At 64.3% G+C, this 26,451-nt stretch carries 25 protein-coding genes; 10 read left to right on the top strand and 15 right to left on the bottom strand.

The genetic code is table 11. The features are described 5' to 3' along the window. Positions 1 to 28 precede the first annotated feature (28 nt). Positions 29 to 604: a hypothetical protein gene (locus AB0362_RS05360; protein WP_366235073.1), complete on the top strand. Its 576-nt coding sequence runs from the start codon at positions 29 to 31 to the stop codon at positions 602 to 604. Here the strand turns inward: AB0362_RS05360 and AB0362_RS05355 are convergent. Further along, a complete protein-coding gene (locus AB0362_RS05355) occupies positions 601 to 1,533 on the bottom strand; it encodes a hypothetical protein (protein ID WP_366235072.1) in 933 nt (310 codons plus the stop codon). The genes AB0362_RS05360 and AB0362_RS05355 overlap by 4 nt on opposite strands. 80 nt (positions 1,534 to 1,613) lie before the next feature. Here AB0362_RS05355 and AB0362_RS05350 point away from each other — a divergent pair, with 80 nt between their 5' ends. Next, entirely contained in the window at positions 1,614 to 2,228 is a 615-nt protein-coding gene (locus AB0362_RS05350) for a TetR family transcriptional regulator (RefSeq protein ID WP_068055695.1), read from the top strand. 15 nt (positions 2,229 to 2,243) lie between these two features. Here AB0362_RS05350 and AB0362_RS05345 read toward each other — a convergent pair whose 3' ends face one another. From AB0362_RS05345 to AB0362_RS05310, 8 genes are all read right to left on the bottom strand, one after another. After that, positions 2,244 to 2,969 (bottom strand): YoaK family protein, encoded by a 726-nt coding sequence (locus AB0362_RS05345; RefSeq protein WP_068055698.1) that lies wholly within the window; start codon positions 2,967 to 2,969, stop codon positions 2,244 to 2,246. 50 nt (positions 2,970 to 3,019) lie between these two features. Continuing rightward, the gene (locus AB0362_RS05340; RefSeq protein ID WP_366235070.1) at positions 3,020 to 3,772 is read right to left on the bottom strand and encodes a TauD/TfdA family dioxygenase; all 753 of its coding nucleotides are present in this window, start codon (positions 3,770 to 3,772) and stop codon (positions 3,020 to 3,022) included. Continuing rightward, positions 3,769 to 4,791, bottom strand: coding sequence for a D-alanine--D-alanine ligase (locus tag AB0362_RS05335; RefSeq protein WP_366235069.1), 1,023 nt, complete (start codon positions 4,789 to 4,791; stop codon positions 3,769 to 3,771). Before AB0362_RS05335 ends, AB0362_RS05340 begins: the two co-directional genes overlap by 4 nt. Beyond that, positions 4,791 to 6,077, bottom strand: coding sequence for an ATP-grasp enzyme (locus tag AB0362_RS05330; RefSeq protein ID WP_366235068.1), 1,287 nt, complete (start codon positions 6,075 to 6,077; stop codon positions 4,791 to 4,793). Before AB0362_RS05330 ends, AB0362_RS05335 begins: the two co-directional genes overlap by 1 nt. After that, positions 6,074 to 6,874, bottom strand: coding sequence for a class I SAM-dependent methyltransferase (locus tag AB0362_RS05325; RefSeq protein WP_317548143.1), 801 nt, complete (start codon positions 6,872 to 6,874; stop codon positions 6,074 to 6,076). Before AB0362_RS05325 ends, AB0362_RS05330 begins: the two co-directional genes overlap by 4 nt. Beyond that, complete coding sequence (locus AB0362_RS05320; RefSeq protein ID WP_094639246.1) at positions 6,871 to 8,082, bottom strand: sedoheptulose 7-phosphate cyclase; 1,212 nt, start codon at positions 8,080 to 8,082, stop codon at positions 6,871 to 6,873. Before AB0362_RS05320 ends, AB0362_RS05325 begins: the two co-directional genes overlap by 4 nt. A 60-nt stretch (positions 8,083 to 8,142) precedes the next feature. After that, complete coding sequence (locus tag AB0362_RS05315; protein ID WP_366235067.1) at positions 8,143 to 8,808, bottom strand: HAD-IA family hydrolase; 666 nt, start codon at positions 8,806 to 8,808, stop codon at positions 8,143 to 8,145. A gap of 134 nt (positions 8,809 to 8,942) precedes the next feature. Beyond that, positions 8,943 to 10,448, bottom strand: coding sequence for an adenylate/guanylate cyclase domain-containing protein (locus AB0362_RS05310; RefSeq protein WP_366235066.1), 1,506 nt, complete (start codon positions 10,446 to 10,448; stop codon positions 8,943 to 8,945). 153 nt (positions 10,449 to 10,601) lie between these two features. On the opposite strand from AB0362_RS05310, the gene AB0362_RS05305 reads away from it, so the two are divergent. From AB0362_RS05305 to AB0362_RS05290, 4 genes are all read left to right on the top strand, one after another. Beyond that, positions 10,602 to 11,507: a diiron oxygenase gene (locus AB0362_RS05305; RefSeq protein ID WP_366235065.1), complete on the top strand. Its 906-nt coding sequence runs from the start codon at positions 10,602 to 10,604 to the stop codon at positions 11,505 to 11,507. A 37-nt stretch (positions 11,508 to 11,544) separates the two neighbouring features. After that, on the top strand, positions 11,545 to 13,041 hold the full coding sequence (locus AB0362_RS05300) for an FAD-dependent oxidoreductase (protein ID WP_366235064.1): 1,497 nt from the start codon (positions 11,545 to 11,547) through the stop codon (positions 13,039 to 13,041). A 99-nt stretch (positions 13,042 to 13,140) separates the two neighbouring features. Then, the gene (locus tag AB0362_RS05295) at positions 13,141 to 14,238 is read left to right on the top strand and encodes a ferredoxin reductase (RefSeq protein WP_366235063.1); all 1,098 of its coding nucleotides are present in this window, start codon (positions 13,141 to 13,143) and stop codon (positions 14,236 to 14,238) included. Between the two features lie 24 nt (positions 14,239 to 14,262). Further along, positions 14,263 to 15,705, top strand: a complete 1,443-nt coding sequence (locus AB0362_RS05290; protein WP_366235061.1) for a fatty acid desaturase — start codon at positions 14,263 to 14,265, stop codon at positions 15,703 to 15,705. Positions 15,706 to 15,778: 73 nt separating this feature from the next. Here AB0362_RS05290 and AB0362_RS05285 read toward each other — a convergent pair whose 3' ends face one another. Next, positions 15,779 to 17,131 (bottom strand): MFS transporter, encoded by a 1,353-nt coding sequence (locus AB0362_RS05285; RefSeq protein WP_317548151.1) that lies wholly within the window; start codon positions 17,129 to 17,131, stop codon positions 15,779 to 15,781. 203 nt (positions 17,132 to 17,334) lie between these two features. On the opposite strand from AB0362_RS05285, the gene AB0362_RS05280 reads away from it, so the two are divergent. Next, on the top strand, positions 17,335 to 18,156 hold the full coding sequence (locus tag AB0362_RS05280; RefSeq protein ID WP_366235060.1) for a class I SAM-dependent methyltransferase: 822 nt from the start codon (positions 17,335 to 17,337) through the stop codon (positions 18,154 to 18,156). A gap of 4 nt (positions 18,157 to 18,160) precedes the next feature. On the opposite strand, the gene AB0362_RS05275 is transcribed toward AB0362_RS05280, so the two are convergent. Beyond that, on the bottom strand, positions 18,161 to 18,601 hold the full coding sequence (locus tag AB0362_RS05275) for an SRPBCC family protein (RefSeq protein WP_317548153.1): 441 nt from the start codon (positions 18,599 to 18,601) through the stop codon (positions 18,161 to 18,163). Positions 18,602 to 18,623: 22 nt separating this feature from the next. Next, complete coding sequence (locus AB0362_RS05270; protein WP_149404946.1) at positions 18,624 to 19,091, bottom strand: SRPBCC domain-containing protein; 468 nt, start codon at positions 19,089 to 19,091, stop codon at positions 18,624 to 18,626. Positions 19,092 to 19,280: 189 nt separating this feature from the next. Here AB0362_RS05270 and AB0362_RS05265 point away from each other — a divergent pair, with 189 nt between their 5' ends. Further along, positions 19,281 to 21,461 (top strand): glutamine synthetase III, encoded by a 2,181-nt coding sequence (locus AB0362_RS05265; RefSeq protein WP_149404947.1) that lies wholly within the window; start codon positions 19,281 to 19,283, stop codon positions 21,459 to 21,461. Positions 21,462 to 21,659: 198 nt separating this feature from the next. After that, positions 21,660 to 22,733 (top strand): alkene reductase, encoded by a 1,074-nt coding sequence (locus tag AB0362_RS05260; RefSeq protein ID WP_366235059.1) that lies wholly within the window; start codon positions 21,660 to 21,662, stop codon positions 22,731 to 22,733. Between the two features lie 83 nt (positions 22,734 to 22,816). Here the strand turns inward: AB0362_RS05260 and AB0362_RS05255 are convergent, their stop codons facing one another. Genes AB0362_RS05255 through AB0362_RS05245 form a run of 3 tightly spaced genes read right to left on the bottom strand, consistent with a single transcriptional unit; the run spans position 22,817 to position 25,861 of the window. Further along, positions 22,817 to 24,322 carry a tripartite tricarboxylate transporter permease gene (locus AB0362_RS05255; protein WP_068055749.1) on the bottom strand — a complete coding sequence of 502 codons (1,506 nt, stop codon included), beginning with the start codon at positions 24,320 to 24,322 and terminating at the stop codon, positions 22,817 to 22,819. Positions 24,323 to 24,338: 16 nt separating this feature from the next. Beyond that, entirely contained in the window at positions 24,339 to 24,875 is a 537-nt protein-coding gene (locus AB0362_RS05250; protein WP_366235058.1) for a tripartite tricarboxylate transporter TctB family protein, read from the bottom strand. Then, complete coding sequence (locus AB0362_RS05245) at positions 24,872 to 25,861, bottom strand: tripartite tricarboxylate transporter substrate-binding protein (RefSeq protein WP_149404950.1); 990 nt, start codon at positions 25,859 to 25,861, stop codon at positions 24,872 to 24,874. Before AB0362_RS05245 ends, AB0362_RS05250 begins: the two co-directional genes overlap by 4 nt. 122 nt (positions 25,862 to 25,983) lie before the next feature. Here AB0362_RS05245 and AB0362_RS05240 point away from each other — a divergent pair, with 122 nt between their 5' ends. Continuing rightward, positions 25,984 to 26,376 (top strand): universal stress protein, encoded by a 393-nt coding sequence (locus AB0362_RS05240; protein ID WP_317548158.1) that lies wholly within the window; start codon positions 25,984 to 25,986, stop codon positions 26,374 to 26,376. The last annotated feature ends 75 nt before the right edge of the window (positions 26,377 to 26,451 follow it).

The raw sequence follows: 26,451 nt of genomic DNA, 5'->3' as shown, positions 1-26,451 counted from the left end.
TCGTCTCGGCCGTGCAACGATCTCCTGCATGAGCGACGCCGAACCCCGTATTCGCAGAACACGGCTGTATCGCCGTCTGGTCACCCGCGCGGACGGCCCGCTCGAGCCCGCGCGGGCGGCCAAGAGGCTGTCGGCCTACGTCTACGGAAACATCCTGGTTCTGGCGGCGGTCGCAGCATCGACGCCGAGCTCGATCGAGAACGGAACGGCTGCTGTTCTGGTTCTGGCCACTGCGGTGACGACGTTCCTGGCGCACGTCTTCGCGGACTTCGTCGCCAACAGTCAAATCCCCGAGGCGCACGGCGATGCCACCGAAGATCAGCTGAAGTTCAAGGCCGTCGAGGAATTCCGTGACGCCGTGCCGATCCTGAGCTCGGGCACGGTCCCTGCGGTGATGCTGGCCCTCGGCTGGTTGTCAGTGCTCCCGGGACAGTGGTCGGAACTGCTGGCCGGCGGTGTCATCGTGATACGCATCGCGACGATTCAGATGGTCACGGAACGAATTCGTGGCAACCCGTTGACCTTCCGCGCATTTCTGGGTGGCCTGGCCACCGCTGCGGTCGCCGCACTCATCGTCTTGGCCAAGGTGTTTCTGGGGCACTAACTCCCGAACTCGGCGTACAACTCCGGCAGGAAGCCGGCTAGGTGGTTCATCTCCTGTCCGCAGTGCAGCAGCAGATCTCGGGCGAGATCGACTCCGAGATCCAGGTCCGTCGGATCGACCGACGCCCCGCGGCGGACGGCGCACACGGCCTGCCCGATGTCCGGTACGTGCAACCCGCGCAGGTTCAGGAAGAAGCGGCTACGCATCTCGGCACCGCCGTCGACGGGACGCACCTGGTGGGCCAGCCAGCCCAGGTCCACCGGCGCGATGGAGCTGCCCACTCGGCCGAAGACGATCGTCTGATCCGCGGGGACGTCGAAGCCGTGCGCAAGAGGATCGCGAAAAGCGATGCCCAGCTGTTGCAGCTTCGGTCCGACGTACTCGTCCACGAAAGTCGTGTTGCCGACATACTTGGCCTTGTCGGGAATGTCGAGTGCCGTTCGATCCTCGGCGAGGGCTGCGTAGAGGTGGGCGTCGGGATGCCACAGCTTGTAGCGTGCGGCCTCGGTGGAATGCCAGCCGAACCACCAGTCCCACATCGCTGCCGTCACGCGCGGCATCACCGTGCGGACCGCCACGAACGTCACTCCATCGGCGCGTCGACCGTATCCGGTCTCGATCGTGGAGTAGCCGGTGGGCGCGAGATCGGTTGTGATGGAATCGAATCCAGGAATCGAATCCGGCGCGAGGGCCGGGCCCGCACAGGCGTCCGCGACGGCGGTCGGTGCGGGCGTCGTTCGCTGTGCCATGTATCGGGCGTACGGCAGATCTCGATCGGCGTCGCGGTAGCCCTGGTAGCGCTCACCGCACTCGTCCGCCGAACCGGTTGCCGGGGCCGCCACCGCCTTGGCTACCGGGCCGACGACGGCGACGGTGGCCGCAGCGGCCGCTCCGATCATGATCTGGCGTCGTGTCGGCCCCCGGGTCATGCGACCACCCCTCTCAACATTCGTTGAGGCTAGGTCGTGGAATCGATGTATGTCAACAGCCGGGCACTACACTGCGCGGTATGAGTCCGGCACACCCCAGGGACGACGAGTCGAGAGTGCGTCGGCGCGACGAGATCGCCACGGCCGCGATCGAGGTGCTCGCCACCCGAGGTCTTCGCGGCTTGACGCACCGGGCGGTGGACGCCGCAGCGGGACTGGGACCCGGGTCGGTGAACTACCACGCGCCCACCCGGAGTCGGCTGCTTCACCTGGCTCTCGGTCAGCTGTTCGTCCGCGACTTCGAGGTGGCCGGAGCGACCTTCGGCAGTCTCGTCGACGTCAAGCCGCTCACCGCCGATATCGTGGTGTCGCGCATCATCGATTTCATCGACGCCATGACGACCGGGGATGCCGTCCAACGGGTCATCGCTCGCCACATCATGCTCGGCGAGGCGCAGCACGACGACGAAATTCGCGAGTTGTTCGACAGTCAACGAGCAGCATTCGTCACCTACACCCAGTGGATCGTCGCCTCGTTGGACTCCGAGGATCCGCCGTCCGACGCCGAGACCCTCGTGGTGATGATCGAGGGGCTGGTGCAGCGGCAAGTGCTGATCGGGTCACGCCTGTCCCCGGGTTTCATCGAGCAGATGTTGCGCAAGATCGTGGTGGCCTCGCCGCTGGTCGAGAACTGACCCGGGCCGGCGGCCTCACCCCAGCAGCGAACGACGCTCGGTGTGGGTGAACGTGAAGATCGTCGCGCCGAAGCTGATCAGTGCGGTCAGAAGCAGTACCTGCGGGCCGGTGATGACGACGCCGATGAAGGCTCCGATCGCGCCTCCCAAGGCGAACGATCCGAGAAGCGCTGTGTAGCAGAGCCAGTCGTAGCGCGTTCCGCCGCCGAACATGTGCCGCTCGATTCCCTGACCCAGTTTGACCATGGTGCCGGTGACGTAGCTCAGCGGAATGTAGGTCTCTTCCTTCTTCGTGAACGCGGTGTTGAGGGCACCGAGTGCGAAGGCCACCAACAGAATCGGGTAGAAGTTCACGTTGGCCGACGACCATCCGGAGATTGCGATGTCGATCGCGCCTGCTCCGGCGAGGGCGATCGTGGTGAGCACCGTTGCTCCGTGCGGGTGGTTCGACCAGTAGCGACGACGGCAGATCGACGAGATCACGACGCCTGCCAGGAAGGAGCCCATGAGCGCCAGTGCCGCGATCGGTGACGCGCCCGGGGTGACCTCCTTGCCCTCGGGATGCCCGAAGTGTCCGACGACTGCTCGCTCGGTGTTGCCGGTCATGAAGGTCACGAAGTAGCCGGCGGAGTGGAGGAAGGCAACTGCACCCACCATCCCTGCCAGTCCCGACAATATCCAGGACAGACGAGCTTCGGCACCGACGGCTGTTTCGCGGCTGATCGTCAATGGGGAAGTCATGACTCGATTGTCCGGAATACGGGTGAACCGGCAAATCTTTGAGTTGTCGGTCACATAACCGACGGCGATTCACCATTGGCAACCATTCCCCGGTGCATGACCCTGTTTCCCACGACCCCGCTGTGATCGGCTTTGTGCATCACACATCGGTTGTCCCACATGACGACGTCCTCCGGTGCCCACGCGTGTCGCAGCACATTGGTCTCGCGGGTCGAATGCTCGAACAGGTATCGCACGGTCTCCTGTGCCTCCTCGGTGGAAAGGCCGCTGATCGCGACACACCGTGCGGGTGCCGACAACGCCAGTGCGGTACGCCCGGTCACGGGATGCACTGCGAACAAGGGATGTTCGGCACAGGAATCGGTGTCCGACGCCACCCCGGTCACTCGGTGCGTCACCGTTCTTCCGGCCAGGTCCGCTTTCCGGTCGGCCGGCAAGGTGTCGTAGGCCGCGTACTGGTCGCTGAACAGCGTGCTGCCCCCGGCCTCCGGTACCTCGACCGCACGTAATGCGGTGTAGGCAGGCGGATTCGGTACGTACGTGGTGTCCACGTGGAACGTCGATTTGGGCGGTGTGGTGCGGCCGACGTTGCTGATGACGTTCAGATCGGGAAAGCCCGGCACCGGCGTCTCGCCCTCGGTGAACATCATCTCGCCGAACCGCCGGAGAAATGCCAGGAAGCCCGCGTCGTCCATGGGCTGTCTGCGCAGAATCAGCACGCCGTGTTCGGCCAACAGCGTTCGCAGTTCTTCGGTCTCGGTGGAGCTCAGGTCCAGCTCGTCGATCTCGATTCCCAACGTCACGAGGACAACTCCTTCACCGACAGTTCGTCGAGCGTTCGTGCGAACAGTTCGTCGACGGCGATACCTGCCGCCGAGGCCATCACGGCGAGCACGCTCGACGGCGAGTACGAGCAGTACAGACCGGCTTCGAGGAACCACGGTTGGCCGTCGGGGTCGATCCGGAAGTCGAACAGACCGTAGTGCCGGCAGCCGAGAGATCGATAGCACGATCGTGCTGCCGCCCAGACCTTCTCGGTGATCGGATCGGAGACGTCCACCATCCACGCCCTGGTCTGCTCCTTCGCGACCAGGTACAGATCCCCGTCCGAGGTGCGATTCAACTTGTCGGCGCTGGTACGAATCGACTCGACGGCATACTCCTCGAGTGGAAGGCAGATCAGCTCGTCGCCCCGTGCGATGATGCCGCAACGAACCTCGCGGCCGAGGGGGATATACGACTCCACCAGTGCCGCAGACGAATACGTCAGAGCCTCGCTCACTGCGGTTGCCAACCGGTCGGATTCGCGAACCAGTGTGACGCCCATCGAGTTGTCCGAGTCCACGGGCTTGACGACCACCGGCAGTTCGACGTCGATGTCGTCGCCGCACCGCACCACGACACCGGTCGGAACGGCGACCCCGGCCGCCGCGACCACGGCTCGGGCGCGAGCCTTGTCGGCCGTCATCGCCATCACGTCCGGACCGTTGCCCACGTACGGCACGCCCAACAGATCGAACAGGCTGCGGTATGTCGTCATTCCGGGCAGACAGAACATCTGCGGCACCATCACGTCGAAGTGCCACGACGAGATGACGTCCACTGCCTGAGCCAACGACATCTGGTGTGCCGACGCCACACTGGCGGCGTCGATGCCACCGGGGAAGCTCCAGAGCCCGCCGGGGGAGACGAACGCCACCTCGAATCGATAGTCGGGATTTCCACCGAGTGCGTCGAGGAATCCGCCCGCATACACCCGAGACAGATCGCAGTGGAATTCGTCCACCGACGATCCGACCAGTACCAGGACCGACAGGGTCATCAGTCGCCTCCGTTCTCCACGAGCTTGCCGATGTTGAAGTCGATGCGTGACCATCCGCGTCGGGCCAGCAGATTTCGCACCAGCAGGGACGGAATCTGAAGGTGGTGCACCAGCAGATAGGGAAGTGGATCCCAGCCGGTGAGGATGGCGTCCTTGCCCTCGAAGATGCTGCGCAAGCGGGCCTTTCGGTTACCCTCGGTGAGCAGACGCCACACCTCGTGGTAGATCCAGTAGGTCGGGCGAGCCGTCGTACGCGGCACGATCACGGGATGGCCGTCCTCGAGGTACGCGGCAGCCAGGTCGGGATGGTCGTAGAACATCGTGATGGCCGAATGGGTGCGGGGGTTGCACTCGATGGCGTAGATGTGGCCGTCGGCGGCGGACTCGATGAAGTCGAACGACAGCTGGCCGGTGACGTCCAGCGAAGAGACGAATGTTTCCACCCAGCGCAGGATGTCGGGCTTGTCGACCATCTCGTAGTTGACCTGGAACGCCGACGATTCGCAGCAGCCGTACACCTGCAACCGTCCACCGCGGACGGTGCCGTGGGTGCAGTACTCCTGCCCGGCGACGAACTGCTGCAGGATCCACGGATCGTCCTCGGAGATCCCGAGACTGCGTGCGAATCGCAGGTTCTCGGCAGGCGTGTCGCGGGTCAATCGCGTCAGATCCATGCGGCCGACCGGGTTGTACGAGATGCGTTTGAGGATGTACTCACGGCCCGGTGGGAAGTCGAACTCCGCGATCTGCTCGACGTCGGTGATGCGTCGCCAATCGGGAACGCGCAAGCCGAGTGCCGCAGCGTGTTCGGAGAACCTGGACTTGTCGTCGAGCATGCGAACCGTCGCGCCGTCGCCGTGCAGGACCTCGCAGTGCGAATCGAGTAGTGCCCGTGCGTCGGCATCGTGGATGCTCGCAGCCGGACTCGCGACGGGGACGAAGACGTCGACGCCTTCGCGGAGCACCACATCCAGAAGTGCTCGGGCGTAGCCGGATTCCGTTGGGTCGGGTACACAGTGAAAGCGGTCGACCGCCCGCGAGAACCGATGGCCGGTGAAGCGATACTTGGCCGATTCCACCAGGACGACCCGGTGCCCGGCGAGATGGAAGGACCGCGCGAGCTGCAGGGCCTTGGTCATCTTCCCGCCGCTGATCATGACCGTCTTGGGGGATTCGGTTCGGCGCGTGGCGGGCCGTCCGCCGCGGACGGCAGCCACCCCCGCCGCCACGAGGTCGGCGGGGAGGGTGGCAGTGAGTCCGACAAGCGCTGCGACAGTGCGGATCATGTGCGCCGGATCAAGGTGACGCCGTCGCGCAACGGCACCAGCACCTGCTCCACGCGGGGGTCGTTCGCCACGTACTCGTTGAATTCGGCGACGGCCCGGCCGTTCTCGGTGGGGCGTTCGCTGTACGGCTGACCCTGCAGGAGGGTGTTGTCGACGGCGATCACGGCGTTGTCGGCCAGCAGCTCGCTACCGAGCAGGTGCTCCACGTACGCGCGGTATCCGGTCTTGTCGGCGTCGACGAAGACCAGATCGAACGTGCCGTCCAACCGGCGGAGGGTGTCCAGTGCAGGCCCCACCTCCACCGTGATGGACGAGCCCGCAGGCGAATCCGCGAAACAGGACCGCGCGAACTCGGCCACGTACGGATCCACCTCGCAGGCGACCACCTCGCCGCCCGCGGGCAGAGCCTCGGCCATCGCCAGTGCCGAGTAGCCGGTGAACATACCGATCTCGAGCACCCGCTTCGCCCCGGTCATGTGCACGAGAAACGCAAGAAAGCGTCCCTCCACGTGGCCGGAGAGCATTTCCATCTCCAGTGGCCCCGAGCCGGAGACGACGTCACGTGATCTCCAGTCCTCGGTGCGGGTCCGCGATGCCAGTGTCGCCAGCGCTGCGGATTGGGGGGTGGTGCAGGTGTCGAGATACGGGTCGAGTCCCGCCGCGAGATCGCGGGCTCGATGAACACGAGTGATCAGCTCGTCGGTCGCCCCGTTACCGGCGTCGAGCAGATCGGCTATCTCGCTCAGCTCGCGCGCCAGAATGGTGGTCGGGGTGACCGGTCGCGGGGTCTGGGTCACGGCGTCGGTGCAGTGAACATGTCGAGACCCTCGCCTGCGCGCGGGAAGTCGAGGCAGATCTTCTTGTGCAGAGTCAGCACATCGGCCAACTCGGCTGCGTCGAGATCGTTGAGGAAGCGGCACGTGCCGATCGGGTCCGGCACCGCCGCGCGCAGAATGCCGTCGCGGGTCTTGAGGATCGATGCCGTTGCCTCCGAGAGCAACTCGGGTGTCAGGTACGGGCTGTCCAGGGCCAGCCCGATGCTGGACATGACACCGAGCACTCGATCGCGATCGGCGGTGGACAGGTGTCCACGCTGTTCGGCGACGGTCGTCGACAGCGCCATGTCGATGTTGATCGCGTGGCCGTGGAAGAACGGGGCAGGCGGAGTCAGCTCGAGCGTCGGGCTCCAGGTGTGGCCGAAGGCGATGACGCGATCGAGATCGATCTCGTGCAGATTGGGTGCCTCGAGTTCGAGCATCGTCGCGATCGCCGAGTAGGTCAGTCGATCTGCAACCGAACGCAATTCCGCTGTTCCGTCGAGATGACCGAATCGGGTTCGGAGCAGTTCGGGACCGTACTGTTCGAGCATCTCGAAGATCTCCAGATTGCCGACGACGGAGATCTTGATCAGCTCGGCCATGCCGTTGCGCACCTGATCCTCGGGCAATGTGCCGAGGAACGAGAAGTCCAGCAGCACCTTCTGCGACGCGTGGTACGCACCGAGGCGGTTCTTGTGCTTTCCGTAGTTGACGGCCACCTTGATGGACACGCTCGCGTCGATCAGGCCGATCAGGGTGGTGGGAATGCGAATGTACGGGGTGTTCCGTCGGTAGCTGGCGCACGCGAAACCCGCTACGTCCGTGGTCAATCCGCCGCCGACCACCAGCACCGGCTCGGTGCGGACCAGACCGAACGCATCGAACTCGCCCACGATGCGCTCGAACGTCTCCAGCGACTTCGCGGTCTCGGCGATGTGCACCGGAACCACCGTCAGTGCGATGTCGTAGTGATCGAAGTACGCGCTGATCCGGTCGCCGTAGATCTCGTGCACCGATTCGTCGACGACCATCAGCGCGCGACCGTACGGCCGGTAACTATCGGCCAATTCGGTGTTCTCGATTGCGAACACACCGTCGACGTAGATCAGGTCGTACTCGATGCGTTCGTAGCCTTCGACGCGAAACGACCTGTCCCCGGCAACGACCTGGGCCTGAAGATTGCTCACTGGTTACTCCTGGAGGATTGGATGAAGGGTCTGACTGAACGCTCGCTGCGCAGGCTTCGCTCAGGCGGAGATCAGAGCGCGGACACTCTCGGGATCGAGTGCATCGACGGTGTCGGTGGCCGAGCCGAACTCGGTGCCTGCAGTGTTCTCGTTGGGGAATGCGACGCAGGTGATGCCCGCGGCAACCGCCGCCTGGACACCGCCGGCATTGTCCTCGATGGCGACGCTGTCCGATGCGTTCTCGCCCAACGACTTCAAGGCGAATTCGTACGACGCGGGATCGGGCTTGCCGGCATCGACCGAGGACGCGTCGACGATGATGTCGAACGAGTCGGCGGTGAGTTCGGGAGACAGAGCAGCGAGCAGGGCGTCGATGTTGTCCCGCGAGGTGGTCGTCACGAAGCCGACCTTCATGCCGTTCGCCTTGGCCGAGTCGATCGTGTCGGCCACGCCCGGTCGTGTCTTCACGTCCGATTCGCCGATCAGACGCTGGAAGATCTCGGACTTCGTCGCGTGCACGGCGGCGGCGTCCACCTCGGTACCCGTGTCGGACGCGTATTCGCTGATTCGGTCGGCACCACCGTTGGATCCGAGCATGGCCCGGTAATCCTCGCGAGACCAGTTCCAGTTCAGATCGTGTGCTGCGAACGCCTCGTTGAACGAGCGACGTTGCAGTTCGGACGTGTCGACGAGAGTGCTGATCGAGCCGAACAGAATTGCGGACATGGATGCCTTTCGGAGCGAGAGACGTTGTACCAGTCAATGTCTCGCGCATGCGCGATGGGTGAGTTGGTTCGGGGGGTATGCCCCATCGGCACCGAACGGGAAACCTTCGAATTTTTCGGCAGAACGGTCGGACGTCAGCGATGCCGGACGGGCGCGGCCAGAGTCGTCGGTGTCGACCGGCCGCGCAGGGTGACCGCCTCGCCCGTCGTCCAGTGCGAGCGTTCGTCGACGGAGGCGTGATCGAGCACGATCGACGAGGTGAGCACGTCGGTGTTCGGGTCGTCCTTCGCGAGATCGGTGAGCCGAGCCGCCTGATTGACGGTGTCGCCGATGACCGTGTACTCGAATCGGGATTCGGCTCCGATGTTTCCGGCGATGACCGGGCCGTACGTGACGCCGATACCGATCTCGAAGCCGCCGTCGGAGGCGAGGGCGACGGCCAGGGTGCGTGCGGTGCGCAGTGCCGCCGTCGCGGGATCGGGGTGGTCGACCGGGGCGCCGAAGATCAACAGTGCGGCATCGCCCTCGAACTTGTTGACGAAGCCGCCGTTGCGTTCGCCGTGCTCGACCACCACCGCGAAGAAGCGGTTGAGAAGATCGACCACCGCTTCCGCGGATTCTCGCTCGGCCATGGCCGTCGAACCCACCAGATCGATGAACAGCACGGCCACCGTTCGGTTCTCGCCGCCGAGGCGAGGAGCACTCGCCAACGCCCGCTGCGCCACGTCGTGGCCCACGTGGCGACCGAAGAGAGAACGCAGGCGTTCGCGCTCGTCGAGACCGACGACCATCTTGTTGAACCCGTTCTGCAACCGGCCGATCTCGGAGGCGTCGTAGACGTCGACGCGGGTGTCGGTCGCTCCGGCTTCGACGCGTTGCATGGCCGTGCTGACCTGCTGTAGCGGATCCGATACGGACCGTCCGACCAGGAACATGCCGCCGAATCCGACGACCAGGGCGATCGCGGACAGCGACACCATCGCGGGAGACAGGTCGACGTCGGGTGGGATGACGGTGTCGATCAGTCTGCCGAGGCCGATGAGACCGAGGCCGAGAATGGGAATGGCCGTGCTCAGGACCCAGATGAGAACGACGCGCAGCTTCACGCCGAGTGCCGCGGAATCGGTGACCGCACTGACCTCCATCACCGCTGCGGTGGTCGGCCGAAGGGTTCTCTCGGCAACCAGATAGCCCAGTGAGCAGGTCGCCAGGCCGCCGAAGCTGACGGCAATCGCGACGATGATCGACAGCGCCGCGCCGGCGGACGCATTGACCGCGACGAACACCGCGACGCCGAGTGCCCACAGCAGCACGTGGACGCCGAGCTGACGAAGGGGCAGCCTCACGATGGCGATCGCGGTGGCGTCCGCGGGCGTACCGCCGGTGTGCAGCCACAGCACGAGGGGCTTCGCAACGCGGAGGCCGAGCGCGATCCCGATGGCGATCGCGACCGGTAGATACACGAAGAAGGCGACGTAATTTCGGTCCGACAGGATCTCCTCCGAGCCGACCGGCAACGGCAGGATGAAGCGGGCCAACACGAAGACGATGACTGCTCCGATGGCGTTGGCCGACACCATGCCCGCCGCGTAGAGGCGCATCGGGGTGCGGGTGAGGGCGGACCGTAGAGCTGCGATCACCGATGAATCTCCGTTCTCTGTTCGCTCGAACTGTAGGGGTCCGGAAAAAGATTCGACGAGATTTCTCCTCGAGTGACTACCTGTGTCCCCGAGTACCTGGTAATCTCCGTAACAGTTACATAGAGCTTTTCGACGATGGAAGGAACCACGGCGATGACCAGCACACTCTCCAGGAACGACGTTCTCGAGCCCGAGGATGTCTCCGCTCGTTTGCTCGATTCCGCCGCCCAGCTGTCGTACGACCCCTCCGAGGAGGTCGACTGGGAAGCCGATCTCGATCCCTCCCTCTACGGACTCAACCCGGAGTGGAGCACCCTCTTCGGCACGAAGCTGTGGGACGAGATGAGCGAAGAGCAGCGCATCACGCTCACCCGCCACGAGGTCTGCTCGATCATGAGCACCGGCATCTGGTTCGAGATGATCCTGCAGCAGATGGTTCTGCGCGATCAGTACTGCAAGGACTCGTCGAACTCGGACTTCCAGTTCGCGCTCACCGAGATCGCCGACGAGTGCCGCCACTCGATCATGTTCGCCCGCGCCTGCCAGAAGATGGGTATCAAGGCATACCTGCCGCGTCGATCGAGCATCGAACTCGGCCGTGGCTTCAAGGCTCTCGCGTCCGCCGAGGTCGCCTACGGCGGCATCCTCGTCGCCGAAGAGGTGCTCGACGTCATGCAGCGCGACTGGATGCGCGGCGAGAACGTGCTGCCACTCGTGCGCACCACCAGCAAGATCCACGTCGTGGAAGAGTCGCGGCACATGACGTTCGCGCGCGCTCAGATGCGTGAGGAGATCGCCGAGAAGAGCCCGGCTCGCCGTAAGGCCAGCGCGCTCGTCGTCGCGATCGCCGCCCGCATGATCGTGTCCAACATGGTCAACAAGGAGGTCTACGCAGCAGCCGGCCTCGATGTCGACCGCGCAGTGAAGGAAGCGAAGAACAACGCCCATCACCACACGATGATGCGCACCTCGAGCGAGCACTTGATGGCATTTCTTCTCGACTGCGGTTTGGTCACCAAGCCGGCCGAGATGATCTACCGTCGTCTGCACATGCTCTGACCACTCTTTTCGAGGCCGTGAAGGACATCCGAGAACAATGCCGTTCGCGATCACGCAGAACTGTTGCAACGACGCATCCTGCCTGTCGGTGTGCCCCGTCAACTGCATACATCCGACGCCGGACGAGCCGGATTTCGGTAAGACCGAGCTGCTCTACATCGATCCGCGCTCGTGCATCGACTGCGGTGCCTGCGCGGACGCGTGCCCGGTGGACGCGATCACTCGCGTCTCGCGTCTGACACCGGACCAGCAGATCTACGCGGACATCAACGCCGACTACTACAAGGACAAGCCCGCCGTGGCGGAGTGGGGCGCGCCTCGGTTCCCGGTGGCGACGGTCAACGACCTACCGCCGATCGACATCGCCATCGTCGGGACCGGACCGGCTGCCTGCTATACCGCTCAGGCGCTGTTGCGTGTCCCCGGCACCAACGTCACCTTCTACGACCGGCTGCCCACTGCGGGCGGTCTCGCCCGCTACGGCGTCGCTCCCGATCACCTCGGTACCCGACGCATCAGTGAGCACTTCCGTGGAATCTTCGTCCATCCGCGGGTGACGATGAAGCTCGGTGTCGAGGTCGGTAAGGATGTCGACCACGTCGAACTGGCTCGGAAGTTCGACTCGGTGGTCTATGCCGTCGGTGCCGACAAGGACCGAGCCCTCGAGATTCCCGGTATCGACCTCGACGGATCCGTCAGCGCGCGCACCCTGGTGGGCTGGTACACCGGCCACCCCGACGTTCCCGCCGATGCCATCGATCTCACCGGCGTCGACCGCGTCACCATCATCGGAAACGGCAACGTCGCACTCGACGCTGCTCGTATCCTCACGGCCGACCCGGACCGGCTCGACGGAACCGAGATCGCCCCGCACGCTCTGGCCGAGTTGCGTCGGCATCGGGTGAACGAGGTCGTCGTCCTCGCCCGTCGTGGCCCCGAGTTCGCGGCGTTCACCCGGTCCGAATGCAAGGCTCTCGTCGATCGCGCCGGCGTCGACGTCGTCGTGGCAGGACCGGACGGAATCGTCGACGCCATCGATCGCCTGCCGTTGTCCGCTCCTGCGTCGGCTCTCGCCGGGGCGACGCGAGTCGAACTGGGCTCGCAGGCACACGCGCGCCGCATCGTCTTCGCGTTCGGCCGAGCTCCGGCTGCTCTCCACGGCAGCGGCTCGGTGCAGTCCATCGAGGTCGGCGTCGGTGAGCATGCCGTCGAGCTGCCGACCGAGTTGGTTCTGCTCGCGATCGGCTATCGCGGAACCCCGTCACCGGGAATCCCGTTCGACGACATCAGCGGCACCATTCGTAACGTCGGCGGTCGCATCACCGCTGCCGACGGCACTCCGGTTCCGGGGTGCTACGTCGTCGGGTGGGCCAAACGGGGTGCCACGGGCGGCATCGGCGACAACAAGATCGATGCGGAGGAAACGGCCGAGGCGTTACTGGCCGATGTGCCCACGCGCGGGCTTGCCCGTCCGGTCGGTTGGTACGGAAAAGTGAGTGCCGCCCTGGGCGACCGCGTTTCCAGAGCGCGCTGACCGGTCGGAACAGCCCGGTTCTGTTCACCTTGTGTAGCAGTCTCATTCAGTTCTGAGCGATTCGGATGTGTAGCACGGCGTACAGGGTTACCGTTGAGTATGGCTGAACGGGGGGCCAAGCCCCAGGTTTCTTTTGTAAGACGGACGATGCTGCGCGCAGTCCGATCGTTGTTCAATCCGCTCCGGCCTGACGACTACCTGTCGATGATCAATCCGCTGTGGACCACCCGCGAGCTTCGGGGGAAGGTCGAGCGGGTGACACCGGAGGGATCGGAGGCCGTCTCGGTGTACATCCGTCCGGGTTTCGAGTGGCAGGGCCACACACCCGGGCAGTACGTCCGACTCGGAGTACTGATCGACGGTCGGTACCACTGGCGGGCGTATTCGCTCACCTCCGATCCGGACCCGGTGGACGGATTGGTCAGCGTCAGTCCCAAGTTGGTGCCGTCGGGGACGGTCTCGCCGTACTTGGTGGGAACCATCAGGACCGGTGACATCGTCCGGCTCAGTGAGGTCGAGGGCGAGTTCACTCTGCCGAATCCGATTCCGGACAAGATGGTGTTCATCAGTGCAGGCAGTGGCATCACGCCGATCATCAGCATGTTGCGCGCCCTCGATCACCACGATCAGGTACGCGACGTCGTGGTGGTGCATTCGGTGCACAATCGCGACCAGCTGATGTTCGCCGATACCCTCGACGAACTCGAAGCCAAGCACGACGGGCTGACGGTGAAGCTGCGGGTCACCAGCGACGAGGGTCGGATGAAGGCGTCCGAATTGGACGAGCTGGTCCCGGATTGGCGTGAGCGCGAGGCATTCTGCTCCGGTCCGGGTGAACATCTGGATGATCTGCGCTCGTACTGGAAAGACCAGGGTGACTACGACCGGTTCCATCACGAGAGTTTTCAGCCGGTCATCGGTGGTGGCGACGATGCAGGCGAGGGCGGCACCGTAAAGTTTATCAACAGCAAGAAGGACGTCGAATGCGACGGCGGCACAACGATTCTCGCCGCCGGTGAGGAAGCCGGCCTGGATTTGACGTACGGCTGCCGGATCGGCATCTGCCACACCTGCGTAGGTACCCTGAAGAAGGGGCGTTTACGTGACCTACGTAACGGGGATATCTCCGAACCTACGGGGCAAGCGGTTCGGATCTGTGTCAACACTGCTGAGGGCGACATCGAAATCGAACTCTGATCTTCACATCGAACAGGGGAATGAATGTCTATCGACGAAACCACCAGGCGTGTCACGGTCTCCGACGAGCCGGTGAACCCGCTGGCGCATCTGAGTGACGACACGATCGCCGAACTCGCCAAGGAGTTCGACGCCATCCATGACGAGGTGTACGCCAGCCTCGGTGACAAGGATCGGAAGTACATCACCTCGGTGATCGCAGCCCAGCGGCAGTTGCTGGTCGCGGGTCGAGTGTTGCTGCTCGGATCGACCAGCAAGCCGGCATGGCTGGCGGGTACCGCGTGCCTCGGAATCGCAAAGATTCTCGAGAACATGGAGATCGGCCACAACGTCATGCACGGCCAGTGGGACTGGATGAACGATCCGGAAATTCATTCCTCCGTGTGGGATTGGGACACCGCGTCTACCGCGAGCTCGTGGAAGCACTCGCACAACTACGTGCACCACACGTACACCAACATCCGCGGCAAGGACAAGGATCTCGGCTACGAGATCATGCGTATCGACCCGCGGCAGAAGTGGCACCCGGCCTACCTGGCGCAGCCGTTCTACAACGTGCTGCTGATGGCGTTCTTCGAGTGGGGTGTCGCGCTGCACGATCTCGACATCGAGGCCATTCGTCGCGGTGAGAAGCCGGTCAAGGATCTCGTCGAGGATCTCAAGGGCATCGGCGTCAAGGCACGCAAGCAGTTCGTCAAGGACTACGTGGGTTGGCCGCTGATCTCGGCCGGTGCGTTCGCGCTGGCGCAGGTCGCATCGGGTGGTCGTCTGCCCGAGAGCAAGCGCTCCAGGCTCGCGTCCAAGCTGCGTGGGTCTGCCCGGTTCGGTAAGAACCGTCGGACCGCGGCTCTGCTGGACAGCCGGTTCAGTGGCATCGAGAGCACGTTCCTGTCGACGGTGGCCGCGAACTTCACCGCGAACATCATTCGAAACGTCTGGTCGAACGCGATCATCTTCTGCGGACACTTCCCGGACCAGGCCTACACCTTCAGCCAGGAAGAGGTGGAGAACGAGACCCGCGGTGGGTGGTACGTCCGTCAGCTCGTCGGAGCCGCCAACATCGACGGTGGCCCGTTGTTCCACTTGATGAGCGGCAACCTGAGCTACCAGGTGGAGCACCACCTGTACCCGGACATGCCCAGCACCCGGTACGCGGACGTTGCGCCGAAGATCAAGGACATCTGCGAGCGCTACGAACTGCCCTACAACACCGGACCGTTCTTTCAGCAGTGGGGCATGGTCCAGCGCACCATCGCACGGCTGGCGTTCCCGGGCGGCAAGGCTCGGCCGAAGCCGGGCCCCTACCGTCCCGAGGAGAGCTGGCGTCGTAAGTTCGCCGAAGGTGCCACCAAGGACAGCGAGGCCGCCAAGACTCGCGGCCGCGTACCGGCAGGGCATCCGGCGGCCGGACCGGAGCACAACTCCGGCGGCGTCGATGTTCAGCCGCCGCCCCGTGGCGACGACTGAGTTCGTCCCGTGAAGAGCTGACGAAACCGCGGCCACCCGATTACCGGGTGGCCGCGGTTCTGCGTTGCGGGTGTCAGGTCATGTCGACGTCCTTGGTCTCGATCAACCGCTTGGTGCACACCAGACTGAGTACCGACAGCAGGGCCAGCATGACTCCGATCGAGATGCTGCCGAACGCGGCGGTGAGCGGTGCGGCCAGCATCGGCGGAATCGCGCCACCGAGAACGCCTGCGAGGTTGTAGCCCAAACCTGCTCCGGTGTAACGGAATCGGGTTTGGAACAGCTCAGGGAGCAAAGCTCCGGTCGGTCCGTAGGCAACACCGAAGATGGCCAGCGTGACGCACATGCCGATCACGAAGGCTGCGGGTGAACCGGTGTCGAGTATCGGGAACAGAGCGATCGACCACGGGATCGCGACCATGCACGCCGCCATGATCACTCGCCGTCGGCCGACACGATCGGAGTAGGTGGCCGACACCGCGATCGCGACTCCGAAGATCACCGCAGCACCGATTCCGGTGACCAACACGAACGGGCGGTCGAATCCGAGGGTCTTGGTGCCGTAACTCGTCAGGTATGCGGTTCCCATGTAGAAGAAGGCGAAGAGTGACGCCAATGCGCCTGCAGCGGTGAGGATTTCCCGCTTCTGGATGCGCCAGGCGTCGAAGATCGGCAGTTTCGTCGGTGCTGCGTTCGCCGGTGCCTGCTCCTCGGCGAGCTTGTTGGCACGAAAGACCGGGGTCTCTTCGATGGCCAACCGCATGTACAGGCCGATGAGTACCAGAACGGCGCTGAGCAGGAACGGGATTCGCCAACCGTAGTTGAGGAACGTCTCGTTGGTGTCGCCGAGCAGCAGTCCGGTCGCGAGGAAGGTCGCGCTCGAGAAGATGAACGCGGCGGACGGTCCCAGCTGAGGGAACATCGCGTAGAAGCCGCGTTTGCCGGGAGGCGCGTACTCGGCCGTCAGCAGTGTCGCGCCTGCCCATTCACCACCGACTGCGAACCCCTGGCCGAACCTGAGCAGCACCAGGATGATCGGCGCAGCCACGCCGATCGTCTCCGCGCCGGGCAGCAGACCGATGGCGAACGTGGACACCCCCATCAGCAGCAGCGTCGAGATCAGGGTCTTCTTGCGACCGATGCGGTCACCGAAGTGTCCGAACAGCACTGCGCCGACGGGCCTGGCGATGAACGCGACCGCGAACGTCGCGAACGAGGCCACGGTGCCTGCGGTGGAGCCGAGGGCCGGGAAGAAGATCGTCGGGAAGACCAGGGCGGCCGCGGTGCCGTAGATGAAGAAGTCGTAGAACTCGATCGTCGTGCCGATGCCACTGGCGACAGCGACCCGGCGGACACTGGTCTTGGTCTGCACCGTAGGTGGCGTCGATGCGGACACACCCGGGTCGTCGGGTGAGACAGTGGTCATGGTTCCTCCGTTTTGTCGGGTATCGGGTGAATGCGCGATACCGAGTGCGACGAACGGTAGTGATCCGAGTCACGCGATGAATACCCCCGGATGGGGGTGTGGTGAACGCACGAGACCTCAGGCGCACCTCAGGGTTCGCCGGTACCGTCTGACACCAGGGGAGCGACGCTTGTGTCCGCAGGGTGGGAAGCGAAGGTGATCTGGTGTCCACAGACCACAATCGGGATGTGTTCGACAGTGAGCGGGTGGCTGCGGCGTACGTGGAGTATGCGGGTCCGACCGACGGTTTTCTGGACCGCGGGGAGGCGGCGGCGCTGGTCGCTGCGGCCTCGGTTGCGCGCGGAACGCCGATACTGGACGTGGGAGTCGGCAGCGGACGAACCACGGCGCTGCTTCGGCTGATCAGCGACCGCTACGTTGCGATCGACTACGCACCAACCATGGTCGACGCCTTTCGGCGAAACTTTCCCGACCTGCAGGCGCATGTGGCCGACGCGCGTGATCTGGCGGACTTCTCCGACGGCGAGTTCGGTCTGATCGTGTTCAGCAACAACGGAATCGACACCGTGACGCATGACGAACGAGTTCGAGTACTCGCAGAATTTCACCGAGTTCTCGGCGAGTCCGGAATTCTGGTGTTCTCCACTCTCAACCGCAACGGACCGTCGTTCGGGGAGAAGCCGTTTCAGTTGAGCAGACCGACCCAGCGGTTCACGTTCTCACTCGCGCGCATCGTGACGGCTGTCGGACGACGACTGCTCGATCCCGCCGGAGTCGTTCGTAGCGTTGCCAATTGGTGGTCTGCGCGCTCTCGGGTCGTCGATCGCGGAACGTGGGCCGTAGCGCCGCTCGCTGCGCACGATTTCGCTCCGTTCATGCACTTCACCACCGTGGCAGACGTGCGACGACTGGTGACCGATGCCGGGTTCACCATCTCCGAGATCTTCGCCGACGACGGTTCGATCGTGGCACCCGACGTTCTGGCGAGCTCAGCGGACAACTTCACCGTTTTCGCACGCAAGTAGGGCCTCAGCCCAGTCGCTCGAGCGCCTCGGTCATCTTCTCCACGGTGTCCGGCGCGACTTTCGCCTCGAACCCCGCCTTCAGGAACGGGCCGGCTACCTTGGCGGCACCGTTGAATTCGACCTTCGCGTGGTAGTCGATTCGGGTGGCGTGCGGTCCTTCGGCGGTCAACGTGATGTCGTCGACGCTGGTGGCCGTCTTGTTCTCGCCCTCGAGCACGATGTGATCAGGCTCGTCGGTGACCAAGGTGTAGGTCAACTCCGTGGTGATACCGAACAGCTTCGAGACGTTGTGCCACTGCGTTCCGACGGCGACCGGACCGTCGGAAATCTGTGTGCAGCTCTGGGTTCCGGGATCCCACGACGGCGCATGGGAAAAGTCGCGTAGAAAGGCGGCCGCCTTCTCGATCGGAACAGCGGCGGTGAAGGTGCGGGTGACGTCGACCATGAGAATTTCCTGTCGTCGGGGATCAGTCTTCGAGCGGGACGCCGAGGTGCTCGGCGAGCCGGCGCATGGTGCCGACTATCTGTTCCTCGGTCACCCGGGGAAAGCCGGCCATCTTGCGGAACTCCGGGTCGGTGACGCGGGACCAGTCGTAGACCTGTGTGAGAGCTGTCCGATTCTCGGCAACTTCTTCGAGTTCCCAGGACCACCGCGTGCCACGCGGTCCCATCCCCTGGCGATTGGGAATCCAGCCGACGCGTCGATCCTGCTCGAACACGAACACGGTGTTCTCCATGACGTACTCGCCCAGCTCCGGCTGATACATGTCCATCGCAAAGGTGTCGCCCACCGCGCGCAGCGGTGTCGGTTCGATCGCACCACGCAACATCTCCGAGCCGTCGACCGCGGCCTGAACCTCGGGGTTGGCCAGTGCGGTGAACACCGAGGCCGGGGGAGCGTCGATCACGCGGCGGACGGTCAGCTGGTCGCTCATGGGGCTCGCTTTCGGTTGTTTACGCTGGCTACGGAGTTACCCCGTCTGCGTGGAAGGAAACTCCGGTCGCCGTTTTTGCCTCGCAGTGGACACAGCGACGAAACACGACCGCCACGTCGCATTCGTACAGTCGCCGGGTCGGACTCCACAAAATCCAGCTGTGGAGCAGCACCTTGTCAAGGGGTAGCCATGAGTGGAAATACCGTACGCCTGCAGGCGATCAAAGACGTCGAGGCGTATGTGCCGCCTGCGGTCAGCTTCGTCGGAGACGAGAAGCCGGGCGAGATCTTCGGAGAGAACGTCTTCAGCAAGGTCGTCATGCAGAAGCGACTGCCCAAATCCGTGTTCAAGTCGGTGATGGCGACCATCGACAAAGGCAAGAAGCTCGACCCCCTGGTCGCCGACGCGGTGGCGTCGGCGATGAAGGACTGGGCACTGGAGAAGGGCGCGACGCATTACGCGCACGTCTTCTATCCCCTCACCGGGTTGACGGCCGAGAAGCACGACAGCTTCTTCGACCCGGTCGGAGACGGCAGCGCGCTCGCGGAATTCGCGGGCAAGACGCTGATTCAGGGCGAGCCCGACGCGTCGAGCTTCCCCAACGGCGGCCTGCGCAACACGTTCGAGGCTCGTGGGTACACCGGTTGGGACGTCACCAGCCCGGCGTACGTACTGGAGAATCCGAACGGCAACACCCTGTGCATCCCGACGGTGTTCGTCTCGATGACCGGTGAGGCCCTCGACCACAAGACGCCGTTGCTGCGTTCGCAGCAGGCCATGGGTGGGCACGCCGAGCGGATCCTGAAGCTGTTCGGGCACGAGAACATCGAGAACATCGTCTCGTTCTGTGGTCCGGAGCAGGAGTACTTCCTGGTCGACCGACACTTCTTCCTCGCCCGGCCCGACCTGCTCAATGCCGGCCGCACCCTGTTCGGCTCGAAGCCGCCGAAGGGCCAGGAGTTCGACGATCACTACTTCGGAGCCATTCCCGAGCGTGTGCTCGGCTTCATGATGGACACCGAGCGCGAGCTGTTCAAGCTCGGCATCCCGGCCAAGACCCGGCACAACGAGGTCGCACCAGGGCAGTTCGAGATCGCGCCGATGTTCGAGCGCGGCAACATCGCAGCCGATCACCAGCAACTGTTGATGACGACGTTCAAGACCATCGCCAAGAAGCACGGCATGGAATGCCTGTTCCACGAGAAGCCCTTCGAAGGCGTCAACGGCTCCGGCAAACACGTCAACTTCTCGCTCGGTAACTCCGATCTGGGATCGCTGCTGGTGCCCGGCGACAACCCCCACGACAACGCGCAGTTCCTCGTCTTCTGTGCTGCCGTCATCCGCGCGGTGCACAAGTACGGCGGTCTGCTGCGCGCGTCGGTGGCGTCGGCGACCAACGATCACCGCCTCGGCGCGAACGAGGCTCCGCCCGCGATCATCTCGATCTTCCTCGGCGATCAGCTCGCCGACGTGTTCGACCAGATCGCCAAGGGCGCGGCGACGTCGTCGAAGGGCAAGGGCACCATGATGATCGGTGCCGACACCCTGCCCGTACTGCCGACCGACCCCGGCGACCGCAACCGAACCAGTCCGTTCGCGTTCACCGGCAACAGGTTCGAGTTCCGTGCACCCGGTTCGATGCAGACCGTCAACGGCCCGATGGTCACGATCAACACGATCATGGCCGAGGCTCTCGACTACATGGCGACCAACCTCGAGCTGGCCGTCGCCGAGGGCACAGATTTCGACACCGCGGTGCAGAACCTGTTGACCGAGATCATCACCGAGCACGGTGCGGTGGTGTTCAACGGCGACGGCTACTCCGACAACTGGCAGATCGAGGCCGAGTCACGCGGCCTGCCGAACCTGCGTACGACGCTCGACGCGTTGCCCGAACTCATTTCGGACTCGGCGATGGAACTGTTCGAGAAGTACAAGGTCTTCAACCACCGAGAGATGCACTCGCGCTACGAGATCGGGCTCGAACAGTACGCATTGACGGTGTTCGTCGAGGCGCGTCTGACACTCGAGATGGGCCAGACGTCCATTCTGCCCGCAGCCGTGCGCTATCAGACCGAGCTGGCGCAGAACGTCAGTGCACTCAAGGGTGCAGGCGTCGACGACGTCGACATGACTGCGCTGCAGGCGGTGTCGGCACCGCTCGCCGAGCTGCGCGCCGCGTTGGCGACGTTGAAGGCCGCGCTCGAAGCCGACCCCGGCGGCGAGGCCCTCGCCGAGGCGACGCACGCCAAGGACGAACTGCTGCCCGCGATGGCCGCCGTTCGATCTGCGGCGGACACTCTGGAAGCCATGGTGGCCGACGATCTGTGGCCGCTGCCGACGTATCAGGAGATGCTCTACATTTTGTGAGTGCCTGCGCGTAGGAGTGGAGCCTGCGGAACGACCAGATGGAACAGTGGTGCGGATAAGTGCCTCAGGCGGCACCTATCCGCACCACTGCTGCGTTCGGCGTGAGCAATGTCTCGAGGCGGAATAGCTCGGTGGATCTTTCGAGTTCGGAGTGAGCAGTGGCAAAGATTGTGCACGCACTCGTGAGGAGAGAGATCCATGAAGTTGTTTACCCCGTTGGCGCTCGGTGACCTGAAGCTCGACAACCGGCTGGTGATGGCCCCGCTCACGCGGACGCGCTCCGGCCAGGACGGTGTACCGGGCCCGCTGGTGGTCGAGCACTACAAGCAGCGTGCATCCCTGGGTCTGATCGTCAGTGAAGGTACGTACCCCAGCCATGCGGGCCAGGGCTTTCCCGGTCAGCCCGGTCTGGTCACCGACGAGCAGATCGAGGGCTGGCGCAACGTCGCCGATGCAGTGCACGCCGACGGCGGACGGATCTTCGCGCAGGTGATGCACGCCGGTCGCGTGACCCACGAGGCGACGACGGGTGGCCGCGAGGTCGTCGGGCCCAGTGCCATTGCCATCGAGGGCGAAACCCACACCTACGAGGGCAAGAAGGCGTACCCCACCCCGCGTGCGCTGCGCGAGGACGAGCTGCCCTCGGTGATCGCCGAGTTCGTGCAGGCGTCGAAGAACGCGATCGCCGCCGGAATGGACGGCGTCGAGATCCACGGTGCCAACGGATATCTGTTGCACGAATTCCTTTCGCCCGCCTCGAACCAGCGCGACGACTCGTACGGCGGCTCGCCGGAGAATCGGGCGCGCTTCGTGGCCGAGGTCGTGGAAGCAGTGGTCGCCGCTCTCGGAGCGGGCAAGGTCGGAATTCGCATTTCACCCGAGCACAACATCCAGGACGCGCTCGAGACGGACGCCGATGACGTGCGCGCAACCTACCGCGCATTGGTCGATCGAATTGCACCCCTGGGATTGGCGTACCTCAGTGTGCTGCACAAGGATCCGTCGGGCGAGCTGGTCCAGGATCTGCGACAGGCATTCGGCGGCCCGGTGCTCGTCAACAGTGGCTTCGGTGAGATCACCACCCGCGACGAGGCGCTCTCACTTCTCGACAACGGAATCGGTGACGCAATTGTCGTCGGCCGTCCGGCGATCGCCAACCCCGACCTCGCCTACCGCTGGCGCGAGGATCTGCCGTTGAACGAGCCCGACCCGAGCACGTTCTACACCGATGGTGCCGAGGGCTACACGGATTACCCGGCCCTGCAGCACTAGCAGTACCCGGCGTTTGCCGACCAGATATTCAGATGCCCACCGTCACAGGTGGGCATCTGAATAATCTGTGGGCACACAGAGCTCTAGAAGTCTGCGGTTTTACGGGCGCGGATCTTGCTGACGATCGAGAACACCACAGCGATGACCATCAGTGCGTAGAGCACGATGGTGATGCCGCTGCTGATCAGAATCGACGGATCTCCTTCGCTGACGGCCAGTGCGCGTCGCAGTGATTCCTCGGCGAGCGGGCCGAGGATCACCGCGATCAGCACCGGTGCGAGCGGAATCTCGTAGCGCCGCATCATGAATCCGACGATGCCGAGTCCGAGCATGAAGATCAGGTCCACGATCGACGCACTCGACGCGTAGACGCCGAGGGCTGCGAACACCGAAATGCCGGCGTAGAGGTAGTTCTTCGGGATCTTCAGCAGCTGCGCCCACAGTGGTGCGAACGGCAGGTTGAGGATCAACAGCACGATCATGGCCACGAACAGGCTGGCCAGCAGGGCCCAGACGATGTCGCCGCTGCGCTCGAAGAGCAGGGGCCCGGGTTGCATGCCGTACTGCTGGAAAGCCGCCAGCATGATCGCGGCCGTCGCCGACGTGGGCAGACCCAGAGCCAGCAGCGCGCCCATCGCTGTTCCGGCCGTGGAGTTTCCGGCGGCCTCGGGACCTGCGACGCCGCGAATGGCACCCTTGCCGAACATCGGCTTCTCGCGTTTGCGATCGAGCCTGCGCTCGGTGCCGTAGGCCAGGAAGCTCGGCACTTCGGCACCGCCCGCGGGGATCACACCGAACGGCACACCGAATGCCGTACCGCGCATCCATGCCGGCAACGCATCGCGGAACTCTGCCTTGCTCAGCCACGGTCGTCCCTGCGACTTGATCAGCGAACGGTCCTCGGGTCGACCGATCTTCGACGCGATGTGGATGACCTCACCGAGGGCGAGCATCGCGACGGTGATGACGACGATGTGGATGCCGTCGAACAGGGCAGGAACCTCGAACGTGAATCGTGAAGCGCCCGAGGGGCCGTCGATACCGATGACGGCGAGGGTGAGGCCGATCAGCAGTGCGGTCAGGCCCTTGAGTGCGGAGTCCGAGACCACCGCCGAGGTGGCGATGAATGCGAACACCGCGAGGGCGAGATATTCGGCGGGACCGAAGTTGGTCGCCAAGGCGGCGAGCGTCGGGGCGAAGAACACCACCAGGGTGGTCGCGACGATACCGCCGATGAATGCGCCGATCGCCGAGGTGGCCAAAGCCTGTGGGGCGCGGCCGTTCTTGGCCATTCGATGGCCCTCGAACGTGCCTGCGATCGCAGTGCTGTTGCCGGGGGTGTTCATCAGAATGCCCGAGATGGAATCGCCGAACAGGCCGCCGAAATACACTCCGGCGAACATGATCAGCGCCGCGGTGGGGTCGAGGGTGAAGGTGACGGGCAGCAGCAGGGCCACGGCCATGGCGGAGCCGAGACCGGGCAGGACGCCCACGGCGGTTCCGAGCAGCGCGCCGACGAACACCCAGACGAGGTTCATCGGAGTCAGCGCGGTGCCGAATCCGTCGATGAGATTGCTCAATGAATCCATCAGAAGTTCAGCTCCGTCAGAAGATTTGGGCGAGGACGCCGCCGGGCAGGGTCAGCCCGAGGCCAGCGGAGAATGCGATCTGAATCGTGCTCGAGACCAGCAGTGCTACTGCCGCGTCGAACACGTAACGGCGACCGCCCAATCCGACCGACACGCCCCAGAACAGCAGTGCGCCGGCCAGGACCCAGCCGAGCGGGTCGAGCAGAGCGATGAACAATGCCACCGATCCGACGGTGATCGACAGGGTTCGCCAGTTGCTGACGGTGCCGGTGTGCGGCTTTCCGTCGGCGTCGACCCCGCGGTCGATCACGTCGGGCTTGACCATCAACTGAATGGTGACCAACAGGGCGACGACGAAGCAGCCGCCGGCGACGATGGCCGGAAAGACCTGTGGGCCAGGCGAGGTGGCGGTGGACGGAACATCCATCGTGACGGTTCCGTAGACCAGGAACAATCCCAGTGCGACGAGCAGTGCCGGAACGATCAGGCCGCTGCGGCCGGTCCAGAACGACCGGGACGTACCCGTGTCGGTGTCTGTGGTCGTCGTTGTCATACCAGCCCCAATTCCTCGAGAATTCCGGTGATGCGTGTCTGCTCGACCTCGAGGAATTCGCCGAATTCGTCTCCGGTCAGGACGGATTCCTTCCAGCGGTTGCGTTCGACGGCCGTCGCCCATTGCTCGGTCTCGACCATCTCCGTGACGATGTCGACGAGAGTCTGCCGGTCCTCGTCCGAGATTCCCGGCGGCGCAACGATTCCGCGCCAGTTCACCAGGTCGACGTTGTAGCCCTGCTCGATGAACGTCTCCACGTCGAATCCCTCGAGCGGCTCGGGCGCGGCCACGGCGAGTGCGCGTACGTTGCCTGCCTCGATCTGGTCGCGGAAGTCGTTGAACCCACTGACCGCGACGCCGACGGTGTTCGACAGCAGCGATGTCAGGACCTCGCCGCCTCCGGAGTAGGCGATGTAATTGATTGCGGCCGGGTCGATGTCGGCTTCCTGCGCCAACTGACCCGCGACGATGTGGTCGATTCCGCCGAGGGAGCCGCCGCCGATCGGCAGTCCACCGGGATTGGCCCGCCATGCCTCGATCATGTCCTCGAGATTCTGGATGGGTGAATCCTTGGGCACCACGAAGACCTCGAAGTCCTCGGCGAGCTTGGCGATCGGGACGGTGTCGGCCAGTGTGGTCTCGGAGTTGTTGATCGCGATGCCGCCGAGCATGACGGTTCCGGTGATCATGACGGTGGTGGGCTGACCGCTGAGGTTGTCGAGTTGGCTCAGGCCGATAGTGCCGCCGGCACCGGGGACATTGACGACCTGAGCGTTGTTGACGATGCCGTCGCTACGCAGCGCCTGCTGCGATTCGCGGGCGACCAGATCCCAGCCGCCGCCCGCGGCAGCCGGTGCGATCAGTGTCAATTTGGCTCGGGCGTCGGAGCCGCTGGCACTGCGAGCGGCGTCGATTCCGGCAACGGTGACTGCTCCCACCACCACCAAGGCTCCGGCCGTTCGTAGCAGTGTGGGCGATATCGCCATCAGAGACCTTTCGTGTGGGGTGTCACAGCGTCAGGTTAGATACAGTTTGTCTGATTAGTCCAGTTCACAAATCCCCGAGGGTGATCCTCGGTGAAGACGAGCAACGAGCAACGGGAGAGAACGTGTCGGTAGCGAGCGCAGTGGCAGTAGCGATGAGCAACACCCCCGAGGGGCAGGAAGCGCTGCGACGCGGATCCGCCGAGGCCGAGCTGCGTCAGGCCGAGCTGATCGTGTTGTCCGTGGTGGACCGCGATTCCGTATCGGCAGAGGACCGCGCGGCAGCGCAGGCCGAGGTGGAGAAAACCCTTCCCGGAACTGCCACCACCGTGCGCGTCGAGCCCGACGGCGGCGACCCGGCCGGCGCGCTGGTCGATCTCGTCGCAGACGTCGGTGCGGGCCTGGTCGTCATCGGCTCCAAGCGTCGCTCCGCGGTGGGCAAGTTCCTGATGGGCAGCACCGTGCAGCGAGTGCTCTTGGACTGCCCGGTTCCCGTCCTGGTCGTGAAGGCTCCGTGACCCGACACTGACTTCGACCCGGTAGTATCGGACAAACTTCACCCTTACAACCTCGAGGAATCATGGACAGCGATA

Source organism: Rhodococcus sp. NPDC079359, from assembly GCF_040702585.1.
GTDB lineage: Bacteria > Actinomycetota > Actinomycetes > Mycobacteriales > Mycobacteriaceae > Rhodococcoides.
The sequence above is the reverse complement of the archived record's forward strand: the minus strand, read 5'-3'. Positions and strand labels throughout refer to the sequence as shown.

What these genes read in the sequence shown, in the direction of transcription:
- AB0362_RS05265 (WP_149404947.1), top strand. Translation starts at nt 19,281, where the DNA reads ATGAGTGGAAATACCGTACGCCTGCAGGCGATCAAAGACGTCGAGGCG.
- AB0362_RS05350 (WP_068055695.1), top strand. Translation starts at nt 1,614, where the DNA reads ATGAGTCCGGCACACCCCAGGGACGACGAGTCGAGAGTGCGTCGGCGC.
- AB0362_RS05295 (WP_366235063.1), top strand. Translation starts at nt 13,141, where the DNA reads ATGGCTGAACGGGGGGCCAAGCCCCAGGTTTCTTTTGTAAGACGGACG.
- AB0362_RS05345 (WP_068055698.1), bottom strand. Translation starts at nt 2,969, where the DNA reads ATGACTTCCCCATTGACGATCAGCCGCGAAACAGCCGTCGGTGCCGAA.
- AB0362_RS05315 (WP_366235067.1), bottom strand. Translation starts at nt 8,808, where the DNA reads ATGTCCGCAATTCTGTTCGGCTCGATCAGCACTCTCGTCGACACGTCC.
- AB0362_RS05300 (WP_366235064.1), top strand. Translation starts at nt 11,545, where the DNA reads ATGCCGTTCGCGATCACGCAGAACTGTTGCAACGACGCATCCTGCCTG.
- AB0362_RS05260 (WP_366235059.1), top strand. Translation starts at nt 21,660, where the DNA reads ATGAAGTTGTTTACCCCGTTGGCGCTCGGTGACCTGAAGCTCGACAAC.
- AB0362_RS05245 (WP_149404950.1), bottom strand. Translation starts at nt 25,861, where the DNA reads ATGGCGATATCGCCCACACTGCTACGAACGGCCGGAGCCTTGGTGGTG.
- AB0362_RS05335 (WP_366235069.1), bottom strand. Translation starts at nt 4,791, where the DNA reads ATGACCCTGTCGGTCCTGGTACTGGTCGGATCGTCGGTGGACGAATTC.
- AB0362_RS05285 (WP_317548151.1), bottom strand. Translation starts at nt 17,131, where the DNA reads ATGACCACTGTCTCACCCGACGACCCGGGTGTGTCCGCATCGACGCCA.
- AB0362_RS05355 (WP_366235072.1), bottom strand. Translation starts at nt 1,533, where the DNA reads ATGACCCGGGGGCCGACACGACGCCAGATCATGATCGGAGCGGCCGCT.
- AB0362_RS05330 (WP_366235068.1), bottom strand. Translation starts at nt 6,077, where the DNA reads ATGATCCGCACTGTCGCAGCGCTTGTCGGACTCACTGCCACCCTCCCC.
- AB0362_RS05305 (WP_366235065.1), top strand. Translation starts at nt 10,602, where the DNA reads ATGACCAGCACACTCTCCAGGAACGACGTTCTCGAGCCCGAGGATGTC.
- AB0362_RS05360 (WP_366235073.1), top strand. Translation starts at nt 29, where the DNA reads ATGAGCGACGCCGAACCCCGTATTCGCAGAACACGGCTGTATCGCCGT.
- AB0362_RS05255 (WP_068055749.1), bottom strand. Translation starts at nt 24,322, where the DNA reads ATGGATTCATTGAGCAATCTCATCGACGGATTCGGCACCGCGCTGACT.
- AB0362_RS05275 (WP_317548153.1), bottom strand. Translation starts at nt 18,601, where the DNA reads ATGGTCGACGTCACCCGCACCTTCACCGCCGCTGTTCCGATCGAGAAG.
- AB0362_RS05270 (WP_149404946.1), bottom strand. Translation starts at nt 19,091, where the DNA reads ATGAGCGACCAGCTGACCGTCCGCCGCGTGATCGACGCTCCCCCGGCC.
- AB0362_RS05250 (WP_366235058.1), bottom strand. Translation starts at nt 24,875, where the DNA reads ATGACAACGACGACCACAGACACCGACACGGGTACGTCCCGGTCGTTC.
- AB0362_RS05290 (WP_366235061.1), top strand. Translation starts at nt 14,263, where the DNA reads ATGTCTATCGACGAAACCACCAGGCGTGTCACGGTCTCCGACGAGCCG.